This is a genomic window from Boseongicola sp., assembly GCA_014075275.1.
Lineage (GTDB): Bacteria > Pseudomonadota > Alphaproteobacteria > Rhodobacterales > Rhodobacteraceae.
The window spans coordinates 1,055,972-1,073,707 of sequence record CP046179.1; the positions used below are offsets into that span (position 1 = coordinate 1,055,972).

Consider the following 17,736-nt stretch of genomic DNA (forward strand, 5'->3'; position numbering starts at 1 on the left):
CCCGATGTTTTCTCTCCCGATTTCAATGGTTTCGTGTCGGTTCTGAATTGCCCGGTCTCGTCGTTTTGATTCCGGTAGTGAGGCTTCGAATTTCGAAGTTGTGTGGGTGCCATGTTTCCAGGTTTTAAGGCAGCCATTTTGTAAGCAGCAGGGCCGGGCCGGTGTTCCGTGAGACACTGGTCCGGTCTATTCATGTCAATTCCAGCTGTATCAGTTCAAAAAAAATCGCTGTTCGACATCGCCTCCCCCCGCTAGTGTTCCGCGTCTATCGGTGAAATCGGCACAACATGCGGCATGAATCATATCTGAAACGCCAGGCGCGGCGTCTATCGCGGGGTCAAATTAATCGCCGCCGGTTCATCATGTCTGCACTGGCCACGGGCGTCACAATGCCTACTGCCGTCTCACTTGCCGAAAAGGCCGAGGCCGCCGTGCCGCGCAAAGGCGGATTGTTCAGACTTGGTCTCGGTGGGACCGATCTGCGGCAAAACGCTGTTCTTCGCTACTCCCTGGGCGATACACTGACCGACATTGGGCCCGACGGGCAAGTCAGGGCGGCGCTGGCTGACAACATCGAACATGATCCGGCATTTATCCAATGGGTCTTTGATCTGCGTCGCGGTGTGACATTCCACAATAGCAGATCGCTGAGCGCCGACCACGTTGTTACATCCCTGCAAAGCGCGGCTGGCTTGGACAATGTGAAATCGATCCGGGCAAGCTCACCCCATCAAGTGATCGTCAAACTAAACCGGCGCGATCCTCAATTCGCGCACCAACTTGCACAAGCCGCCTATATCATAGTCTCACAGGATGCCTCGTTGCTCTCGGGCTCCGGTGCTTACCAAATGCACACCATCAAACACGGTGTTTTGACACTCTCGCGCAACCAGAACGACTGGCACCCTGCCCGCGGTCATTTTAACCAGTTGATGATCGCCGCTATGCCCCAGGCCCTGACCAGACAGACCGCTATTACGAATGGCGAAGTTGATTTCGTTGATCAAATCGATCCGACCATGACCGCGCTTTTGGAGCGTGCCCCCGGTGTGAACCTTCATACAAGCACCGGTTTCAGCAGTATCGAATTGCAAACAAACTTTGCCATGCACGAAGAAGACGCCGCAGTTCTCAGGCAATCGTTTCGCGATACCATTGATCTGGCCGCTGTCAAAAAGCAGGCTTTGCTCGGCTATGCCGCCACAGATCCGGACCATACGGACTTTCAAAATACGCTTTACAAAGACCAGCATCGCGGCACCCGGCAGTCACGCACCCTCACCATCTCTGTCACGGCGCGTCATGCGGCAACCCCGGCGATGCTGGAAGCGATCACCGAAGCCGCAGAAAGTATGGGCTACCAACTGGTTGAGGCAGCGCAAACAGACTCAGACCTTTGGCTTGCCGAAACACCGACACTCAAAGGCGCCGGGTCTCACATCGTCTCGTTGTGTCCCGATGAAATCACGGCCCATGCCAGCAATCTGACCGGCCACCGCGACACCGACCAAGTGACGCCTCTCTCGGCGCAAAAGATCACAAGTTATAGTTGGTTTACCTGACGAAAGACCGAAGCCCTTATTCGCCCAACAAAGCTGCTGATACCGGCGTCAACACAACGCTGCTCGCGCGATTGGTCGGTATCCATTCGCGCAAGGCTTCCAGGGTATCAGCCCCGCTACGCCCAACCAGAACGACCGCCGTCCCCGGACGCGCCCGGAACGCAGCGCGATCCAATGCGCGGATGATTTGCTCGATGGTCTGGTTACTGCCATCAATATCACGGAAAATCAGCGCCGTCGGAACGCCCACGCGACCAGCCTGTTGGTGGGCAGTGTTCAATCCGCGTGGGAAAGTGATTAGCCCGTGCCCACTGTTTGCAACGACATCAACCACCTGCGCCACAGCTGCCCGATCCGATTGAAAACTATCGCCGGATGAATCCATAACCGCAACCGCCTCGGGAACCGTGTCAAAGTTCACCCGCAAGGCAACTTCCACATCCTGAGGCGTTGCTCCCACCGGCAAAGACGGGATCATCACGACCTCGCGCCCTGCGGCGCGATAAGCCGCAGCTATCCCCGCAGCACCTGCCATTCCGGAATCAATACCGAACCCGACAAATTCTGGCACACCGTCCAGAACATCACTTGGCATGGCCTGACTGCCGTCGTGCACCAGCACCAAGGCAAGTCGCGGCAAGCCAGACGAGCCATCAAACGGAATGCGCCATTTCAACAATGCCGGACCATCGGCTGGTACCGGATCATCATCGCTTGGCAAATCCAGCGGCTCTTCTTCCTCTTCGCCAATTCGACGCACTGCCGGAACACCTGCAACATCCACCGTTGGCGCCGCCCCAATGCGTGGCAAACGGTCGGTTTCTACGTTGGGGGCACGGTTGGTAATATCATCGACCGGGCGGAAGAATTCGCTCTCGCCTCCATCAGGGCGAATTATCGTATTCAGAGAATCATCTATATCGGGCGCAACAGTCGCAGCTGGGGCTGGCGCTGGTGCCACGGGAACACTTGGTGCCTCGCTGGTATCCAATTCAACGGCTTGTGGTAACGGAGCTTCAGCCGTCTCTACTGTTTCCGGCGCGACCGGCATAGCAATCTCGGTCTCAACTGTCGGTGCCGGTGCATCCACTTCGGCTGTCTCTTCAGTCTCCGGTTCGGTCGGGGCTGAGTCCGGTGCCTCGGTTGTCGTCTCAGGGGCGGTCGTCGGGGCCTCCGGTTGCGCCAACGTCGGGCTGCCCGCCGGTGCCGCACTGTCCCCGGGTCCGGTTACATCAATCGCGACTTCGTCTGCAACTTCAGGGGTTTCCCCTAAGCCACCTGGGCTTTCAATACTTGGCTGCGGCACTTCCAATGACGAAGTGTCGAACGTCGACGGCTCTTCGACGGCGTCATCAGGCACTGCTACACCGGCCACAGGATCCGCTTCTGGGCGCGTTTCAACTTCAGGAACCACTGGGTCCGTTTCGGGTCGCGCCTGATCGAATTCAGTGCCGGCTGGCACCTCAATTTCGGTCGCTTCGGGCTTAGGTAAACTCAGCTCGCGCCGATCCATTGCCTGATTGGCCACGAACAGGATCGCAACCCCGACCAGACCGCCCCAGAATATGCCTGCGAGAAAGCCGCGTCCCAACGCCCTCTCCTTTACTCTGCTCAAATGCCACGGGTGCCTTGACGAATGCTGACACCTCTGAACAAGTATACCGGCGCTTTCAGCGCCTGACACCCCATATCTGCACTTCTCGGCGCGAGACTAGCAAAATGCTGCTTCTGATCGACAATTACGACAGCTTCACCTTCAACCTGGTTCATTTCCTGGGCGAACTGGGGGCCGAATGCGCGATTCACCGCAATGATGCGCTCGATGTTCAGGCGGCAATGGCCCTTAATCCCAGCGGCATCATCCTTAGCCCCGGTCCATGTGACCCCGACAAGGCAGGCATTTGCCTTGCCCTGACCGAAGCCGCCGCCGAAACGAACACTCCGCTTTTGGGCGTCTGCCTTGGCCATCAAACCATCGGACAGGCCTTTGGTGGCAAAGTCGTGCGCGCCGATGACATCGTTCACGGTAAACTCGGCCAAATGCACCACGATGGCAAAAGCGTCTTCAAAGACCTGCCCTCGCCTCTGGCCGCCACACGCTATCATTCGCTGATTGTCGACCGCGATACTCTTCCAGACGACCTCGAAGTCACCGCTTGGCTGGACGACGGCACTATCATGGGTCTGCAACACCGCACGAAACCGATCCACGGCGTGCAATTCCATCCCGAATCAATCCGATCCGAACATGGCCACGCCATGCTTAAAAACTTCCTCTCCAACGTCCCGGTGCCCGCATGAGCGATATTCTGAAGCCCCTCATCGCCGCCGCCGTTGACCGGCCCCTGACCCGTGACGAAGCCGAAACCGCCTTTCGTTGCCTCTTTGATGGTGAAGCGACACCCAGCCAGATCGGCGGCTTGCTGATGACGCTCCGCACGCGCGGTGAGACGGTTGAAGAATATTCGGCCGCAGCAGCCGTCATGCGCGCTAAATGCAAGTCAGTTAACGCGCCCGCCAATGCGATGGACATCGTCGGCACAGGTGGCGATGGCAAAGGCACCCTCAATATCTCAACCGCGACAGCCTTCGTCGTCGCAGGCGCTGGCGTCACCGTCGCCAAACACGGCAACCGCAACCTAAGTTCGAAATCCGGCGCGGCAGATGCCCTCGGACAGATGGGTATCGACGTCATGGTCGGCCCCGACGTGGTGGAAAAAGCCCTGGCAGAAGTCGGCATCGCCTTCATGATGGCCCCCATGCACCACCCGGCCATCGCCCACGTCATGCCAACGCGCGCCGAACTTGGCACCCGTACCATCTTCAACATCCTCGGCCCCCTGACCAACCCCGCCGGAGCAAAACGCCAACTGACTGGCGCATTCTCCGAAGCGATGCTGCGCCCCATGGCCGAAACCCTGCAAACGCTCGGGTCCGAAGCCGCATGGCTGGTCCACGGATCAGATGGCACAGATGAGATCACTATCACCGGCCCCACCAAAGTCGTTGCTCTGAAAAACGGTGCGATCACAGAATTTGACGTGCACCCGGATGACGCCAAACTACCCGTTCATCCGTTCGAAGCCATCGTCGGCGGCACACCCGAAGAAAATGGGCGTGCATTTCAGGCGTTACTCGATGGAGAACACTCGGCCTATCGCGACGCCGTTCTCCTGAACGCGGCCGCCGCACTGGTCATCGCCGAAAAAGCCGCAACCTTGCCCGAAGGGGTCGCCCTGGCAGCTCAATCCATCGACAGCGGCGCAGCCCGTCAGAAAATCGAAGGATTGGCAAAGGTCACTCAAGGCGCGTCATAAATTCTGCTGACGTGCCAACCAGGCCATGCACTTATCTATATAAAGCATCCCTTTATTGAAGTCCGCTCTGCTGACTGATATCGACAGGTATCCTTTCAAAATGGCCTGCGACTATGACCATCCGTCTACTCCGTACCCTGGTGGCCATTGCCGATACCAAGACATTCAGCGCAGCTGCCGAAGTTGTTCACGTGACCCACGCCGCCGTCAGCCAGCAAATGCAAACGCTCGAGGCGGATCTGGGCATCGCCCTGTTTAATCGCAGCACAAGAACCCCCGAACTGACCCCTGTTGCCCATCAGATCGTCGCCAAGGCTCGCCAACTAATCGCCGACTATGATAATCTGGTTCCCTCGGTTCTGAACGATGGCGGCCTCAGCGGCATCATCAATCTTGGCGTGCTGCGCACCACTCTAACCGGGCTAACCCCCCAGGCCCTCGCATCGCTCAAAGCTAAGTATCCGCAGATTGGCCTCCATATCCGTCCAGGCCTCACCAGCACTCTTCTGTCCGAGATCGAGCGCGGCCACCTGGACGCCGCCATCATATCCAAACCCGACCGTTTACCGCTGGGTGTTGTGTTTCGCGACCTGACCACCGAACCCATGCAACTGATCGCATCCCCGGATGAACCCGAAGACGATCCGCTAGAACTGCTGAAAACCGCCCCTTCATCCGGTTTGATCGCACCGCCGTTGTCGGTGCTTTGATCGACAACTGGATCCTGTCGCACCGCATTCAGGTTTCCGAAACCATGGAACTCGACAGCCCCGAGGCCATCGCCAGCATGGTGCATGCCAATCTTGGCGTGTCCATTGTTCCTGACCTGGCCGTCAAACCAAAAGACGCCATACCCGTCAAACGCCTCAGTCTCGGCCCCGACGCGCCACAAAGAACACTGGGCCTCGTTCACCAAAAGAACCAACTCAAAGCACGTGCCCTGGACGAACTCTTTGCTGCATTGATGAATGCCATCGAAACCGCCGCCACAACCATAAAGACCACCTCCAAATGAGCGCCGAATTCTATGTCTTTCTCATATTGGGTGCCATGGCGGGCGGATTTATCAACGGGTTGGCAGGTAGCGGCACCGCGCTCTTTGCGCTTGGACTTTATCTTGTTGTCCTTGATCCGATAACTGCCGTTGCCATCGTTGCCCTCATGTCGGTTTTGGTGGGCCTCCAAGGCCTTTGGATCGTGCGTGGCGCAATCCTGGCACAACCGCGCCGGCTTCTCAGGTTCGTTGTTCCCGGCCTGATCGGGGTGCCCATCGGTATCTCGCTCCTGAGTGTGATCAACGGCGAAGCATTGAGGATCGCTATTGCCACCATGCTGATTCTCTACGGTCTTTATTTTGGCTTTCGCAAGAACCTACCCGCATTCTCGGGTCGCACACCCTGTATCGATGGCACTGTCGGGTTGTTCGGCGGCATTCTCGGCGGCGCTGTAGCCGTATCAGGGGCCCTCCCACAAATCTGGCTTTCCATTCGGCCCTGGACCAAGACCGAAACCCGCGCCGTCCTTCAGCCCTTCAACGTCGCCATACTCACCACCACAATTACCCTCCTGTTCTTGAAAGGGGCCTACGATCGCACAGCAGTTCACGCCCTACTTGTTACTGTTCCGGTTGGGTTGATCGCCGCGCAGATCGGCATCTTTGTGTTTAGTCGCCTCAGCGACACAGCCTTTCGACGTATTTTGATCCTACTGACGCTGTTGATGGGCCTTGGCGTCATGGTCAGCGCCCTGACCTAAATCACTTCGTCCGTGCGGTCGTCACTTTCACCATAGCGTTTCAGCACCGCAGGTTTCGTCCCCTCGTAAACTCGCGCAACATTCTCAGCGATCTTGGCGTTTTCGCGCTCAAACAAACAGTCGCCGTTCAGATCCGAAGCAACCATGAACGGCCCCATCTTATTGCAATTGATGACCCACATCGCTTGCGCCAGCCCCAGTTCCTCGTTCCAGTACACCGCCTCAACTTTCTCGACACCGCGCCCCAAAAGAGCACCCGTTCCATACCCCACAGTCGACAGGTAAACCGCGCCATTTGGCACGAAGTAACTCTTGTAATCCTTTGATGTCATTCCACCTTTGCCAACGATCAATTTCGCTCCGGTCTTGGCCATCCACTCCGGCAGCCACTTTGTAAACCGGAACGAGGCGGTCGCCGTCACCGCGCCCATTTCAAAGGTTCCATCGTCGTTGATCCGTGCAGCGGGCGAGCAATGAAAGTTGGCAGCGGATTTTGCCGGCAACTCCATAGGAATGTTGGCCCGATCTTCCAACGCCCGCATATAAACGCCTTCGCGGGCCGTATACATCAGCCCATCAAGATAAACGACATCGCCAAGCCGCAGATCCGCAATGGCCTCGGGCGACGGCGTTGTAGATAGTCGAACTTCTCGCAGACTCATGTAGTGCTCCAGTCCCGGCTCTGGCGCGACGGATTTTTACGAAAAATCCGCACCGAAGTCTTTGTAAGACTTCGCATCACTCCGCCGCCTCCCGTGCAGGTTCCCATTCAACTGTTTCCCGACGCTGATAATCCGTGAACCAATCCGGGTCCGTCCGGTGTTCGACCCGCCCATCAGCATGAATGCGTGCAACCGCGCGCCGCGACGACAGACAAAAAGCATGCACCGACATCGGCATGCCGCCGGTATGGCAATATCCAACCTCAATATTGCAATCGATCACCATGTTCTTGCCAACAAACCCCATGGCTCCCATGCCGATCGAGTTCCCAAGTTCCTTGAACTCGTCTTCCATCTTCGCAATCTCGGGGTCCGAATTCCGCGACCCAACAACGCGCAAGGTCGAGGCCCGCTTGCCAAGCGTCATGCAAATGTCTTTCGACCCACCCAACCCGATGCCGATAATCGCAGGCTGGCAGGCCAACCCACGCTTTCCAAAGGCCATCAGACTATCCAGATAAAACCGCTTGATGCCCTGTACCCCGTCCGACGGAAACAACATCCGATAGTCGGTACCAAACAGCCCGCCCTTGTGCACGGTAATCAAATCGACCCAGGCCCCTTCCGGCTCAAACCCATATTCGATCTCGGGCGCGCCGATGCCGACATTGTTGTCATGATCCGTTCGCCACAAAGGATGCACACGATTGGGACGCAATGGCACTCCATTGGTGGCATTTGAGGTCGCGCGCCGCAACGCCGCCTCCAGCGCCACCATACCGCCCTCAACCCGCGCCTCGTTGCCCAGTTTCACAAACCACCGCGGCACGCCCGTGTCACCACACATGGCCCGCCGGTCTTCCTTGGCCGCCTCATAATTCTCCAGCATCGCCTTCAGAACAAAGGACGACAGATCACCATCCTCGGTCTTTGCCGCCAGTTTCAGCCCATCAAGATAATCCTGCGGGATTTCGATGGCCGCCTTGTCCGTCAAGGTTTCAGCGGTCTGCTGGATCAAATGTATCGGGATCATTATGTCGCCACCAATGTTTCGGGCTCGCCGTCGGGCAAGACCGTCTCGCCCGGTTTAACAATCGTGAACTGAACCGGTTCACTGCTCACCGTAACCTCGCCACCTTGAAGCTGCGCCACCGTAAATGCACTTTCCTCCATGGCACCCGCCTCGGGAAAATCCTCGCGATAATGCGCCCCACGCGAGTTTTCCCGCGCAATCCCGGCCTTGGTAATGACGTCGGAGATATCACAGAGCGAGCGCAAATTCAGCCAGTCATGCCAGGTCAGGTTAAACGCCAGATTGCTCCCTTCAACGCCGACATCCATCAACGCTTCTGAAACCGCCCCGATACCCAGCAAACCGCGCTCCATGCCAGCCTTTGTGCGCATTACGCCCACTTCATCCCACATGCAGTCCTGCAATTCTTTGCGCAGCGGCAAAACCAGATCCGGTTTTTGCGTCAGCGGATAGATCGCCCGCTCCAGTTCGGCGCCCAGCACATCCTCATCAGGATCACGCAGACTCATGCCAGACACGTCATCCCCCATCACATCCCCGGTGATACCGCCATAAACTGTTGAGTTTGCAACACCATTTCCACCCAGCCGGTTCGAGCCATGGGCGCCACCGGCATCTTCGCCCGCCACATAAAGCCCCTCAAGCGCGGTTCGGGTATCTACATCAACGACGACACCGCCCATAAAGTAATGCGCCGTCGGCACCACCTCGACCTGTCCCGCAGCCAGATCAAACCCACTGTCCTCACAGCGTTTCACCATGCCCTTGAACTTCGCCCGCACATTTTCCGGCCCCAGATGACCCATTGAGATAAAGACGCCCTCCTGAGCCGGGTTATTGTTCTTGCGCATCTCCGCATAAATACCCCGGCTGACCACATCGCGCGTCGCGCGTTCGCCCTTAGCATCATGATCAAACATAAACCGCTGCCCGGCATGGTTCAAAAGCTGCCCGCCAGCACCGCGCAAACCTTCTTCCAACACTGTGCCGGTCATCCGCGTGTGATCACCGGCCAGCAACCCCGTTGGGTGAAACTGCACCATCTCCATGTCCCGCAGCTTCAGACCCGCGCGCAATGCCATGGCCAGCCCGTCCATGGTCTTGTCCCCGGACGGCGTGTGATACTTATACATAGTTGGCCCGCCTCCGGTGCCCATCAACACCGTCTTGGCACGCACAAACCGAAACGTGCCGGTGCGCATATCGATCATCAGCACACCTGCCAAAGCCGAGCCATCCTTGGTCGGGATCAGGCCAACGGCGCGATGCTCCTGCAGCCTTTCAACGCCCGAGGCCAAGACCTTTTCCATCAACCGATTGATGATCTCGATGCCGGTCAGATCGCCCTTGTGAACCGTCCGGTCCGCCGTCTGACCCGCAAAGGCCTTTTGATGCAGTGACCCGTCCGCATTGCGGTCAAAAAAACAGCCAACCTCGTTTTCCAACTCGCGCACACGGACCACGGCCTGTTCGCACAGCCTCCAGGCCATGTCCTGATCGGGCAGCCATTTTCCGCCCTGGATCGTATCCATGAAATGTCGCTCTACGGTGTCGCCACCCCCTAGCGCTACGTTATAGCCACCCTGCACCATCCGGGTGCAGCCGCATTTACCGATCAACCCTTTGACGGCAATGGTGATCTTGGTCCCTTCGGGTGCACTTTGTTGTGCATGAAGCGCAGCAAACAGCCCCGCTCCGCCGGTGCCAAGGATCAGAATATCAGTGTCATGGCGCTCGATGTCTGAAAGGCGCATCTCACACCGCCTTCAACAGAAACAGGACGGCAACAAAAAATGACAACGCCGCAGCGCCCGCTGCCAAGGTCTTCTGTGAAGCCGACCACGGCAGAAATTCCAGCGCCATCACGCGCAAACCGCCGAACATATGCACCGCCAAAAGGAACACCAATCCGAACTCGGCCAACTTAACCACGCCCATGTCGGTCAATGCCAAAAACCCGTCCAATTGCGCCGGATTGCTCACGGCCATGGCCAGCACCCAAAAATGCACCGGCAAAAACAAGGCTAAGGCCAGCCCCGACAGCCGATGCAACACATAAGCCAGCCACAGCGGATGCGCCCGTGATGTGATCCCGCGCGCCGCACTCACGGCCCAAACGGCCCGCGCCCCCAACGCAAACAAACCTAATCCAACCGCCCACATCAGAATGTCCAATGCGCGACCCCGAACGCCCCCGCATTCAAAAATGATCACCCGAAGGCCAATCGCCCCGTGGATCGAAACGGCCAGAACGAACATGCCATAAAACAGAAACCAAAGGGCCGAGCCCTGTGTGCGCCCCAAAATCTCGCCCGCGCTCAATCCCCCCTGAACCGCATAGATCATCACACCGAGGTGCCCCAACACCAACGGCGCCATAACCAGCGCCGTGATCCTTTGGAGCATATACAGGCGAAAATTCAGCATTAGCGCTTCCCACCAAAGAAGGCTTTCGCCGTTTCACGCTTCAACCCGGCAATCGCCGACATCGGATCAAGCTCGTTTGGACAATAGGCCGTGCATGATCCGATGGAATGACAGTTATGGCATCCACCCGTCTGCGAAACCGCGTCTAGTATCTGATCGCGTGCGCCATCTTTGGCGTCATTCAACAGCGTCCACGCCCGTTGTAATGCGGCTGGCCCCAAGTATTCCGCATTACCTGCCACCGTGTCACAGGCCGCGTAGCAAACCGAGCAATTGATACACTCGATCCCGGCATTGGCCTCGACCCGCGCGGTGTTTTCCGCATCAATCGGCTCAATCGGATCATCCCGCGTTAACGCGCCATGATGCACGCCTTCCGCCGCGATCCATTTGTCAAAGAACGGATCCATGTCCACCGCCAGATCCTTGATCACTGGCAGATTGCGTAGCGGCCCGACTGTCACCTCGCCGCCGTCAAGAACTTTGGAAATATGCGTCCGGCACGTCCAACGCGGCACGCCGTTCACCATCATCGCACAAGACCCGCACATCCCGACCCGGCAGGCGTAACGATAGCTCAACGTCGGATCGGCATTCTGCTGCACCCAACTGATCACATCCAGAACTGTCTGATTGTCATAGACCGGGACATCGAACACCCTTTGAACCTCCGGCGCGGCGGCGTCTCGCTCGATGGTCACTTTCAGCGTCTTCGCGGTCATGGCTCAGCAGTCTTTCGGTCTCGAACGTGCTGCAAACAGTGTATCCGACAGCGCGCCTTAATGAACGCGAATATTTCTTTCACTTTCTGTTAGCCCCACTTTCGAAAATTCCGTTCTATCAACCGACGATAAGCGGCCCTTTAACGCGTAAAATCCGTAATCACGGCAGTTCCCGGCGGCGTCGCCCCCTTCATCGCCCGCAACTCGGCGCTCGCCCCTGAAAGCGCCACCTCACGGTCCAGCATCGGGCTCAGATCAACATCACCCCGCGCAATCAGCCCCAACAGCGTTGGATACTTCCACGACGGCATCCCTCGCGTCCCAAAGAACGATAGCTGCTTGCCATAGATCGCCCGCATATTGACCTGCATCATACCATCGCCGGCAGGCATCCCCACATGAACATGCCGCCCCAACGTCGCGAGACACTCGACCGAGGCATTCGTCGTCACCTCGGCCCCCAGCGCCTCAATCGAAACCTGCGCTCCGCCGCCAGTGATCTCGCGTATGGCCGCCGCAGCATCTTCCCGCGCCGCATTCACCCCGGCGTCTGCCCCAAGCCCTTTGGCATGCACAAGTTTCTCTTCGACAACATCCACAACCACAACCCGCGCGCCCAGCATTTTGGCCAGCAGCATGGCCGATAACCCGATCCCGCCCGTGCCATGCACCGCAACCCACTCACCGGCCCGAACGGCGGCACGATCCGTCAAAGCATGCCAGGCAGTCGTCACCCTGCATCCCAGACCAGCCGCCAAGGCGGGAGACATCGTCTCAGGCAAATGAACCAGATTGTGATCAAACGGCACGGCGACATATTCCGCATACGCGCCCGGCGCACCAAATCCTGGAACAATCGCACTCTCACAAGCATTCGACGTTCCTGCATGACACAGCGGGCACGCCCCGCAGGCCAGAATAAAAGGTGCAATCAGCCGATCCCCGACCTGATGTTTCGCCCGCGCCCCCGCCTCAACCACGGTACCGCAATACTCATGCCCCAGGATCGAGCCATGGATCACCTTCGGATGCGCTCCGACCCATCCGTGATAGTCCGACCGGCAAACCCCACAGGCCGCAACCTCCAGAACCACACCGTTCTCAGGACATACCGGGTCCGCCACCGATTCAATCGACAGATCCGCGTTGAATTCACGAACAACGGCAGCACGCATGATCCACTCCTTCTATCCGATCAGGCCCTCAAACCATCCAAACCAACACCTAATAATCAATCGTCCAACCCAGCCACACACATGTATTTGACCGAAAGGTAATCTTCCAATCCCTGGCTGCCGCCTTCCTTGCCCATACCGCTTTCCTTCAGCCCCCCAAACGGAGCCTCGACAGTGGTGATCAGGCCCGAGTTGATACCAATCAACCCATAGTCCAATCGATCATTCAATCGAAACGCCCGTCCCAGGGACCGCGTATAGGCATAGGCCGCCAATCCAAATTCAGTCGCATTGGCCGCCGCTATTGCCTCGTCTTCAGTCTCAAACCTGAACACCGCCGACAGCGGTCCGAAAATTTCATCGGTGGCAAACTGCATTTCCTGCGTCGCCCCGGTCACCACGGTCGGCTCAAAGAATGTGCCGCCCTTCACATGCCGCTTGCCTCCGGCCACGACTTCACCGCCTTTAGACGTCGCATCCGCGATCATCGCCTCAACCTTCTCGACACCGGCCTCGTCGATCATCGGCCCCTGCTGAACACCCGCCTCTGCGCCATCCCCCACAACAAGCGCCTCACTCGCCTCCTTAAGACGCGCAACGAAAGCATCATGGATACCGGCCTGCACATAAAACCGGTTGGTGCACACACAAGTCTGCCCCATGTTCCGGTATTTCGCGATCATCGCGCCCTCGATCGCCGCACCCAGATCGGCATCATCAAAGACAATAAACGGCGCATTGCCCCCCAATTCCATCGACACTTTCTTTACGGTATCCGCCGACTGCCGGATCAGCACTTTGCCCACATCGGTCGAGCCTGTGAACGTCACCTTGCGCACATCGGGGCTGTCCATGATGGCGCCGCCAATGGCGCGCGCCGATCCAGTCAGAATATTCACAACACCATCCGGAAACCCGACATCCTGACAAAGTTTGCCCCAGGCCAATCCCGAATAGGGCGTTGCCGTTGCAGGCTTGGCCACCACAGTGCAGCCCGCTGCCAACGCAGGCCCCAATTTTCTCGCCAGCATCGATGATGGGAAATTCCAGGGCGTAATCGCACCCACAACCCCGACCGGATGGCGGGTCACCATCAACCGGCGGTCATTCGTCGGCGATGGCACAATTTCACCCTTGGCACGGCGCACTTCTTCGGCGAACCACCGGATATAGGCCGCACCAATGGCGATCTCACCGCGCGCTTCCGCCAAAGGTTTCCCCTGCTCAGCGGTCAAAAGCTGCGCCAGCGCTTCCTGATTATCCATCAACGCATCGTATAGCTTGTGCAACAGCCCAACGCGCTCACTCAGATTGCTCCGGCTCCAGTCCACGAAGGCAGAACTTGCCGCCGCGATGGCCCGGTTGGTCTCTTCTGCACCGCAATCCGGCACATGCCCCAACACCGCCCCGGTCGCCGGGTTGTGAACCGCAAGCGTTCCACCGTTGTCTGCGCCGCTCCAGGTGCCGCCGATCAAGTTCGATTGCTGCAACATGCCGTCAAAAGTATTCATCACGCATCTTTCCTGATTAGGTCCGCTGATCATTGATTATCCCAAAGGGGGAAAAGGTGCCCTGACACTAGGCACCAATGGTTAGGCGTAAAAGCCAATAAAGTTTTATCTATCTGAAAGCCCGGCTTACCCAAGCGCCTCACACCCCCCGGCACCCCCTTGCCGATACCCGGCCAGCCAGTTACCGGTTCTCCATGTCCCATTCACTTGCCAATCTCGGCCCCTGGTCCGAGCTGCCATTTTTCTCCGAACAATGGCCCGCCATTCAATCCGCCATCGAAACCGATATCCAGCCAATCCTGCCGCCGTCTCCACAACGTTTCGCAGCCCTGGAACACGTCACGCCTGAAGCAACTCGTGTTCTAATTCTTGGACAAGACCCCTACCCGACACCCGGCCATGCCAACGGGCTTGCCTTTTCCGTTGCTTCCGATGTTCGCCTGCCCAGATCTCTCACCAACATCTACAAGGAACTGGAAACTGACATCGGCCAGATCCCGGACAACGGAGATCTCACCCATTGGGCCAATCAGGGCGTGCTCCTTCTCAACACTGCGCTGTCGGTTCCTGCTCACGACGCCAATGGTCACGCCCGCCTCGGATGGGACGTCCTTGCGCGCCAGGTCATGGCACGGCTTTCAGACCGCCCCCGCGCGTTCATCCTTTGGGGCGCCAAAGCCCAGGCCTATCGCCAGTGCATCGCAGGAGACGATCACCTCATCATTGAATCGGCCCATCCTTCGCCGCTGTCCGCCCGCCGCGGCTTCTTCGGCTCCAAACCATTTTCGAAAACTAATTCCTGGCTGACCGCCCGCGGCCACACGCCCATACGTTGGGCCTGAAGCACCAAACACGGCTATTATCGGCCCAAAAATATCCTCGCCGAAGGCCCGCGCGCCCGGCGCGCGTCGCGGATTTCGTGTGGAAATCCGGTTACCTGAAAGTTAACGGGGCCCTAAACCACCGTGCGGGTCCACCGACGTAATACCGACGTGATACCAACGCGATACAGACACGGGTTTTCAACTTCCTCCAGCCATTGTATCTGAACCCCATGACCACAGCTCTCGATCGCATCAAAGCCTATAAACTCAAGGAAATCGCCGAAGCCAAAGCTGCGCGACCCCTTCAGGATGTCCAGGCACAGGCCCGCGATGCCTCGCCCACGCGCGGCTTTGCCAACGCCCTGATAAATAGCGCAAAAAACGGTTACGGCCTTATCGCCGAGATCAAGAAAGCCAGCCCATCCAAGGGCCTCATTCGCGCCGATTTCCATCCCCCAACACTGGCAAAAGCCTATCAGGACGGCGGCGCGACCTGTCTGTCGGTCCTCACCGATACGCCCAGCTTCCAAGGCGCACCGGAATTTCTGACGCAGGCCAGAAATTCCGTGTCTTTACCGTGCCTTAGAAAAGATTTCTTATACGATACGTATCAAGTCGCCGAAGCCCGCGCCTGGGGTGCCGACTGCATCCTCATCATCATGGCCAGCGTCACGGATGCACAGGCCAAAGAACTTGAGGATTACGCCGTAAACGATTGGAATATGGATGTTTTGGTTGAAGTTCATAACCAAGAAGAACTCGACCGTGCCCTCGCGCTCGCCTCTCCACTTCTTGGCGTAAACAACCGCAATCTGAAAACCTTCGAAACCGACCTCGCCACCACCGAACGCCTTGCCGCAATGGTCCCTGACGGCAAAACACTGATCGCCGAAAGCGGCCTGTCCACTCCTGCCGACCTCGCCCGGCTCGCCGCTCACAACGCTCGCTGCTTCCTCATCGGCGAAAGCCTGATGCGTCAATCCGATGTCACCACAGCAACGCAAAACATCCTCGCCAACCCCATTCCTGCGCGGGGTGCCGCGTAATGTCAGGCCTCACGCACTTCGACAAACAGGGCCAGGCCCATATGGTTGATGTGTCGTCAAAAGACGATACCGATCGCATCGCCGTGGCAGAAGGGTTTGTTAAGATGCTGCCGGAAACCCTTGAAATCGTTATGAACGGCACTGCCAAGAAAGGCGACGTTCTTGGCATCGCACGCCTGGCTGGCATCATGGGTGCCAAGAAGACGTCGGACCTTATTCCGCTCTGCCACCCACTGGCCATCACCAAAGTTGCCGTGGACCTTATAGAAGACCGTCATCGCCCCGGCATCCGCATTGAAGCAACGGTAAAAACCACTGGCCAAACTGGTGTCGAAATGGAGGCCCTGACTGCCGTCACAACTGCGGGCCTCACTATTTATGATATGTTAAAAGCTGTCGACAAAACTATGGCAGTAGAAGACATTCGCCTGCTTTTGAAAGACGGTGGCCGTTCCGGTCGTTTCGAGGCTGCAAAGTGATTTCGGTTCGCGAGGCGCTGGATGAAATTTTCAAGCTGGTCCAGCCGCTTGGCATAGAAAACGTCAATCTTCGTCAGGCCAATGGACGGGTTTTGGCAAAACCAGTCATCGCTACGCGAAACCAGCCGCCGTTTCGCACCTCGGTCATGGATGGATACGGAATTGCTGACTTGACCGTTGAACCCGGACAGACCTTCCGGGTCATCGGCGAAGCGGCAGCGGGTCACAGGTTCGCGGGCCAAGTCGAAAAAGACCAGGCCATACGCATTTTCACAGGCGCGCCAGTGCCCGAAACGGTTAACAGGGTATTAATCCAAGAGGATGTCACCCGAACGGAAGATATGATTGAAGTATCTCCGAACGCTGATTCAAATATGTATATCAGATTGTTAGGGTCCGACTTTAAAGTTAATGACGCGCTTCAGGCTCCCCGACAGCTCGGTGCCTCAGAGCTTTCGCTCGCGGCCGCGATGAACGCCCCAAACGTTAACGTTTATAAACAACCCAAAGTCGCAATCCTGGCCACCGGAGATGAGCTTGTCATGCCCGGTGAGGTGCCAAATGACGACCAGATCATTGCCTCCAACGCCTTTGGTCTCGCAGCCATCGTTGAAGCCGCCGGCGGCATCCCTCGCATTCTGCCCATCGCCCGCGACACCGACGCCGCCCTCGCCGCCGCTTTTGAACTTGCCCTTCACTCGGACCTCATCGTCACCATCGGCGGCGCATCGGTCGGCGACCACGACCTCGTGGGCAAGGTCGCCGAAAGCATGGGCATGAAACGATCTTTCTACAAAGTCGCCATGCGTCCGGGCAAGCCGCTGATGGCGGGCATGATTCACGGCACTCCGATGATTGGCTTGCCCGGAAATCCCGTTTCATCAATCGTTTGCGGCCATGTCTTCATCAAGCCTGCCCTGGCCGCGATGCAGGGTCTGCCTGCCGAACCATTAGCAACCAAGCACGTCATGCTCTCCGCCCCTCTAAAGGCAAATGGCCCTCGCGAGCACTACATGCGCGCCAGCCTTACCGGCAACAAGGTTCAGGCCGCCGGTCGCCAGGACAGTGGCCTTCTTAGCGTTTTATCGCGCTCCAACGCACTGATAGTGCGCGCCGCCAATGATCCAGAGCGCGCTTCGGGTTCCATGGTCGACGTCGTCCAGCTTTAACAAAGCGTTGACACAAAAAGAGAACACGCATAGAACATTCCTTGAACAGATGGG

16 protein-coding genes and 1 pseudogene are annotated in these 17,736 nt (G+C 57.7%); 9 read left to right on the forward strand and 8 right to left on the reverse strand.

What is annotated here, in order from left to right; all coding sequences use genetic code 11:
- The first annotated feature begins 287 nt into the window (after positions 1-287).
- The gene (locus GKR98_05295) at positions 288-1,562 is read left to right on the forward strand and encodes a hypothetical protein (GenBank protein QMU57666.1); all 1,275 of its coding nucleotides are present in this window, start codon (positions 288-290) and stop codon (positions 1,560-1,562) included.
- A gap of 16 nt (positions 1,563-1,578) precedes the next feature.
- Here GKR98_05295 and GKR98_05300 read toward each other — a convergent pair whose 3' ends face one another.
- Complete coding sequence (locus GKR98_05300; protein ID QMU57667.1) at positions 1,579-3,153, reverse strand: hypothetical protein; 1,575 nt, start codon at positions 3,151-3,153, stop codon at positions 1,579-1,581.
- A gap of 128 nt (positions 3,154-3,281) precedes the next feature.
- Between GKR98_05300 and GKR98_05305 the strand changes: the two genes are divergently transcribed.
- From GKR98_05305 to GKR98_05320, 4 genes and pseudogenes are all read left to right on the forward strand, one after another.
- Positions 3,282-3,863 (forward strand): aminodeoxychorismate/anthranilate synthase component II, encoded by a 582-nt coding sequence (locus GKR98_05305; GenBank protein QMU57668.1) that lies wholly within the window; start codon positions 3,282-3,284, stop codon positions 3,861-3,863.
- Complete coding sequence (gene trpD, locus GKR98_05310; protein ID QMU57669.1) at positions 3,860-4,879, forward strand: anthranilate phosphoribosyltransferase; 1,020 nt, start codon at positions 3,860-3,862, stop codon at positions 4,877-4,879. Before GKR98_05305 ends, trpD begins: the two co-directional genes overlap by 4 nt.
- Before the next feature lie 113 nt (positions 4,880-4,992).
- Positions 4,993-5,894: pseudogene (locus tag GKR98_05315) on the forward strand (LysR family transcriptional regulator).
- Complete coding sequence (locus GKR98_05320; protein QMU57670.1) at positions 5,891-6,634, forward strand: TSUP family transporter; 744 nt, start codon at positions 5,891-5,893, stop codon at positions 6,632-6,634. The pseudogene GKR98_05315 and the gene GKR98_05320 overlap by 4 nt, the downstream one beginning before the upstream one ends.
- On the opposite strand, the gene GKR98_05325 is transcribed toward GKR98_05320, so the two are convergent.
- The 7 genes from GKR98_05325 to GKR98_05355 all read right to left on the reverse strand — a co-directional run bounded on the left by GKR98_05325 (position 6,631) and on the right by GKR98_05355 (position 14,146).
- On the reverse strand, positions 6,631-7,296 hold the full coding sequence (locus GKR98_05325) for a fumarate hydratase (GenBank protein ID QMU57671.1): 666 nt from the start codon (positions 7,294-7,296) through the stop codon (positions 6,631-6,633). The two genes, GKR98_05320 and GKR98_05325, sit on opposite strands and share 4 nt — an antisense overlap.
- A 76-nt stretch (positions 7,297-7,372) precedes the next feature.
- Entirely contained in the window at positions 7,373-8,329 is a 957-nt protein-coding gene (locus GKR98_05330; GenBank protein ID QMU57672.1) for a fumarate hydratase, read from the reverse strand.
- Positions 8,329-10,083: an FAD-binding protein gene (locus GKR98_05335; protein QMU57673.1), complete on the reverse strand. Its 1,755-nt coding sequence runs from the start codon at positions 10,081-10,083 to the stop codon at positions 8,329-8,331. Before GKR98_05335 ends, GKR98_05330 begins: the two co-directional genes overlap by 1 nt.
- A 1-nt stretch (position 10,084) precedes the next feature.
- The gene (locus tag GKR98_05340) at positions 10,085-10,756 is read right to left on the reverse strand and encodes a hypothetical protein (protein ID QMU57674.1); all 672 of its coding nucleotides are present in this window, start codon (positions 10,754-10,756) and stop codon (positions 10,085-10,087) included.
- A complete protein-coding gene (locus tag GKR98_05345; protein ID QMU57675.1) occupies positions 10,756-11,478 on the reverse strand; it encodes a succinate dehydrogenase/fumarate reductase iron-sulfur subunit in 723 nt (240 codons plus the stop codon). Before GKR98_05345 ends, GKR98_05340 begins: the two co-directional genes overlap by 1 nt.
- 140 nt (positions 11,479-11,618) lie before the next feature.
- A complete protein-coding gene (locus GKR98_05350; GenBank protein QMU57676.1) occupies positions 11,619-12,653 on the reverse strand; it encodes a zinc-binding dehydrogenase in 1,035 nt (344 codons plus the stop codon).
- A 56-nt stretch (positions 12,654-12,709) separates the two neighbouring features.
- A complete protein-coding gene (locus GKR98_05355; protein QMU59979.1) occupies positions 12,710-14,146 on the reverse strand; it encodes an aldehyde dehydrogenase family protein in 1,437 nt (478 codons plus the stop codon).
- A gap of 212 nt (positions 14,147-14,358) precedes the next feature.
- Between GKR98_05355 and GKR98_05360 the strand changes: the two genes are divergently transcribed.
- The 4 genes from GKR98_05360 (at position 14,359) to GKR98_05375 (ending at position 17,682) form a co-directional block, all read left to right on the forward strand.
- Positions 14,359-15,006 carry a uracil-DNA glycosylase gene (locus tag GKR98_05360; GenBank protein QMU57677.1) on the forward strand — a complete coding sequence of 216 codons (648 nt, stop codon included), beginning with the start codon at positions 14,359-14,361 and terminating at the stop codon, positions 15,004-15,006.
- Between the two features lie 212 nt (positions 15,007-15,218).
- A complete protein-coding gene (gene trpC / locus GKR98_05365) occupies positions 15,219-16,034 on the forward strand; it encodes an indole-3-glycerol phosphate synthase TrpC (protein ID QMU57678.1) in 816 nt (271 codons plus the stop codon).
- A complete protein-coding gene (moaC, locus tag GKR98_05370) occupies positions 16,034-16,513 on the forward strand; it encodes a cyclic pyranopterin monophosphate synthase MoaC (protein QMU57679.1) in 480 nt (159 codons plus the stop codon). Before trpC ends, moaC begins: the two co-directional genes overlap by 1 nt.
- A complete protein-coding gene (locus tag GKR98_05375; protein ID QMU57680.1) occupies positions 16,510-17,682 on the forward strand; it encodes a molybdopterin molybdenumtransferase MoeA in 1,173 nt (390 codons plus the stop codon). Before moaC ends, GKR98_05375 begins: the two co-directional genes overlap by 4 nt.
- Positions 17,683-17,736 lie beyond the last annotated feature (54 nt).

Excerpts from the sequence above, each read along its gene's own strand:
- GKR98_05340 (QMU57674.1), bottom strand. The coding sequence starts at position 10,756 with ATGCTGAATTTTCGCCTGTATATGCTCCAAAGGATCACGGCGCTGGTT.
- moaC (QMU57679.1), top strand. The coding sequence starts at position 16,034 with ATGTCAGGCCTCACGCACTTCGACAAACAGGGCCAGGCCCATATGGTT.
- GKR98_05305 (QMU57668.1), top strand. The coding sequence starts at position 3,282 with ATGCTGCTTCTGATCGACAATTACGACAGCTTCACCTTCAACCTGGTT.
- trpC (QMU57678.1), top strand. The coding sequence starts at position 15,219 with ATGACCACAGCTCTCGATCGCATCAAAGCCTATAAACTCAAGGAAATC.
- GKR98_05350 (QMU57676.1), bottom strand. The coding sequence starts at position 12,653 with ATGCGTGCTGCCGTTGTTCGTGAATTCAACGCGGATCTGTCGATTGAA.
- GKR98_05330 (QMU57672.1), bottom strand. The coding sequence starts at position 8,329 with ATGATCCCGATACATTTGATCCAGCAGACCGCTGAAACCTTGACGGAC.
- GKR98_05320 (QMU57670.1), top strand. The coding sequence starts at position 5,891 with ATGAGCGCCGAATTCTATGTCTTTCTCATATTGGGTGCCATGGCGGGC.
- GKR98_05295 (QMU57666.1), top strand. The coding sequence starts at position 288 with ATGCGGCATGAATCATATCTGAAACGCCAGGCGCGGCGTCTATCGCGG.
- GKR98_05325 (QMU57671.1), bottom strand. The coding sequence starts at position 7,296 with ATGAGTCTGCGAGAAGTTCGACTATCTACAACGCCGTCGCCCGAGGCC.
- GKR98_05360 (QMU57677.1), top strand. The coding sequence starts at position 14,359 with ATGTCCCATTCACTTGCCAATCTCGGCCCCTGGTCCGAGCTGCCATTT.
- GKR98_05355 (QMU59979.1), bottom strand. The coding sequence starts at position 14,146 with ATGTTGCAGCAATCGAACTTGATCGGCGGCACCTGGAGCGGCGCAGAC.
- trpD (QMU57669.1), top strand. The coding sequence starts at position 3,860 with ATGAGCGATATTCTGAAGCCCCTCATCGCCGCCGCCGTTGACCGGCCC.
- GKR98_05335 (QMU57673.1), bottom strand. The coding sequence starts at position 10,083 with ATGCGCCTTTCAGACATCGAGCGCCATGACACTGATATTCTGATCCTT.
- GKR98_05345 (QMU57675.1), bottom strand. The coding sequence starts at position 11,478 with ATGACCGCGAAGACGCTGAAAGTGACCATCGAGCGAGACGCCGCCGCG.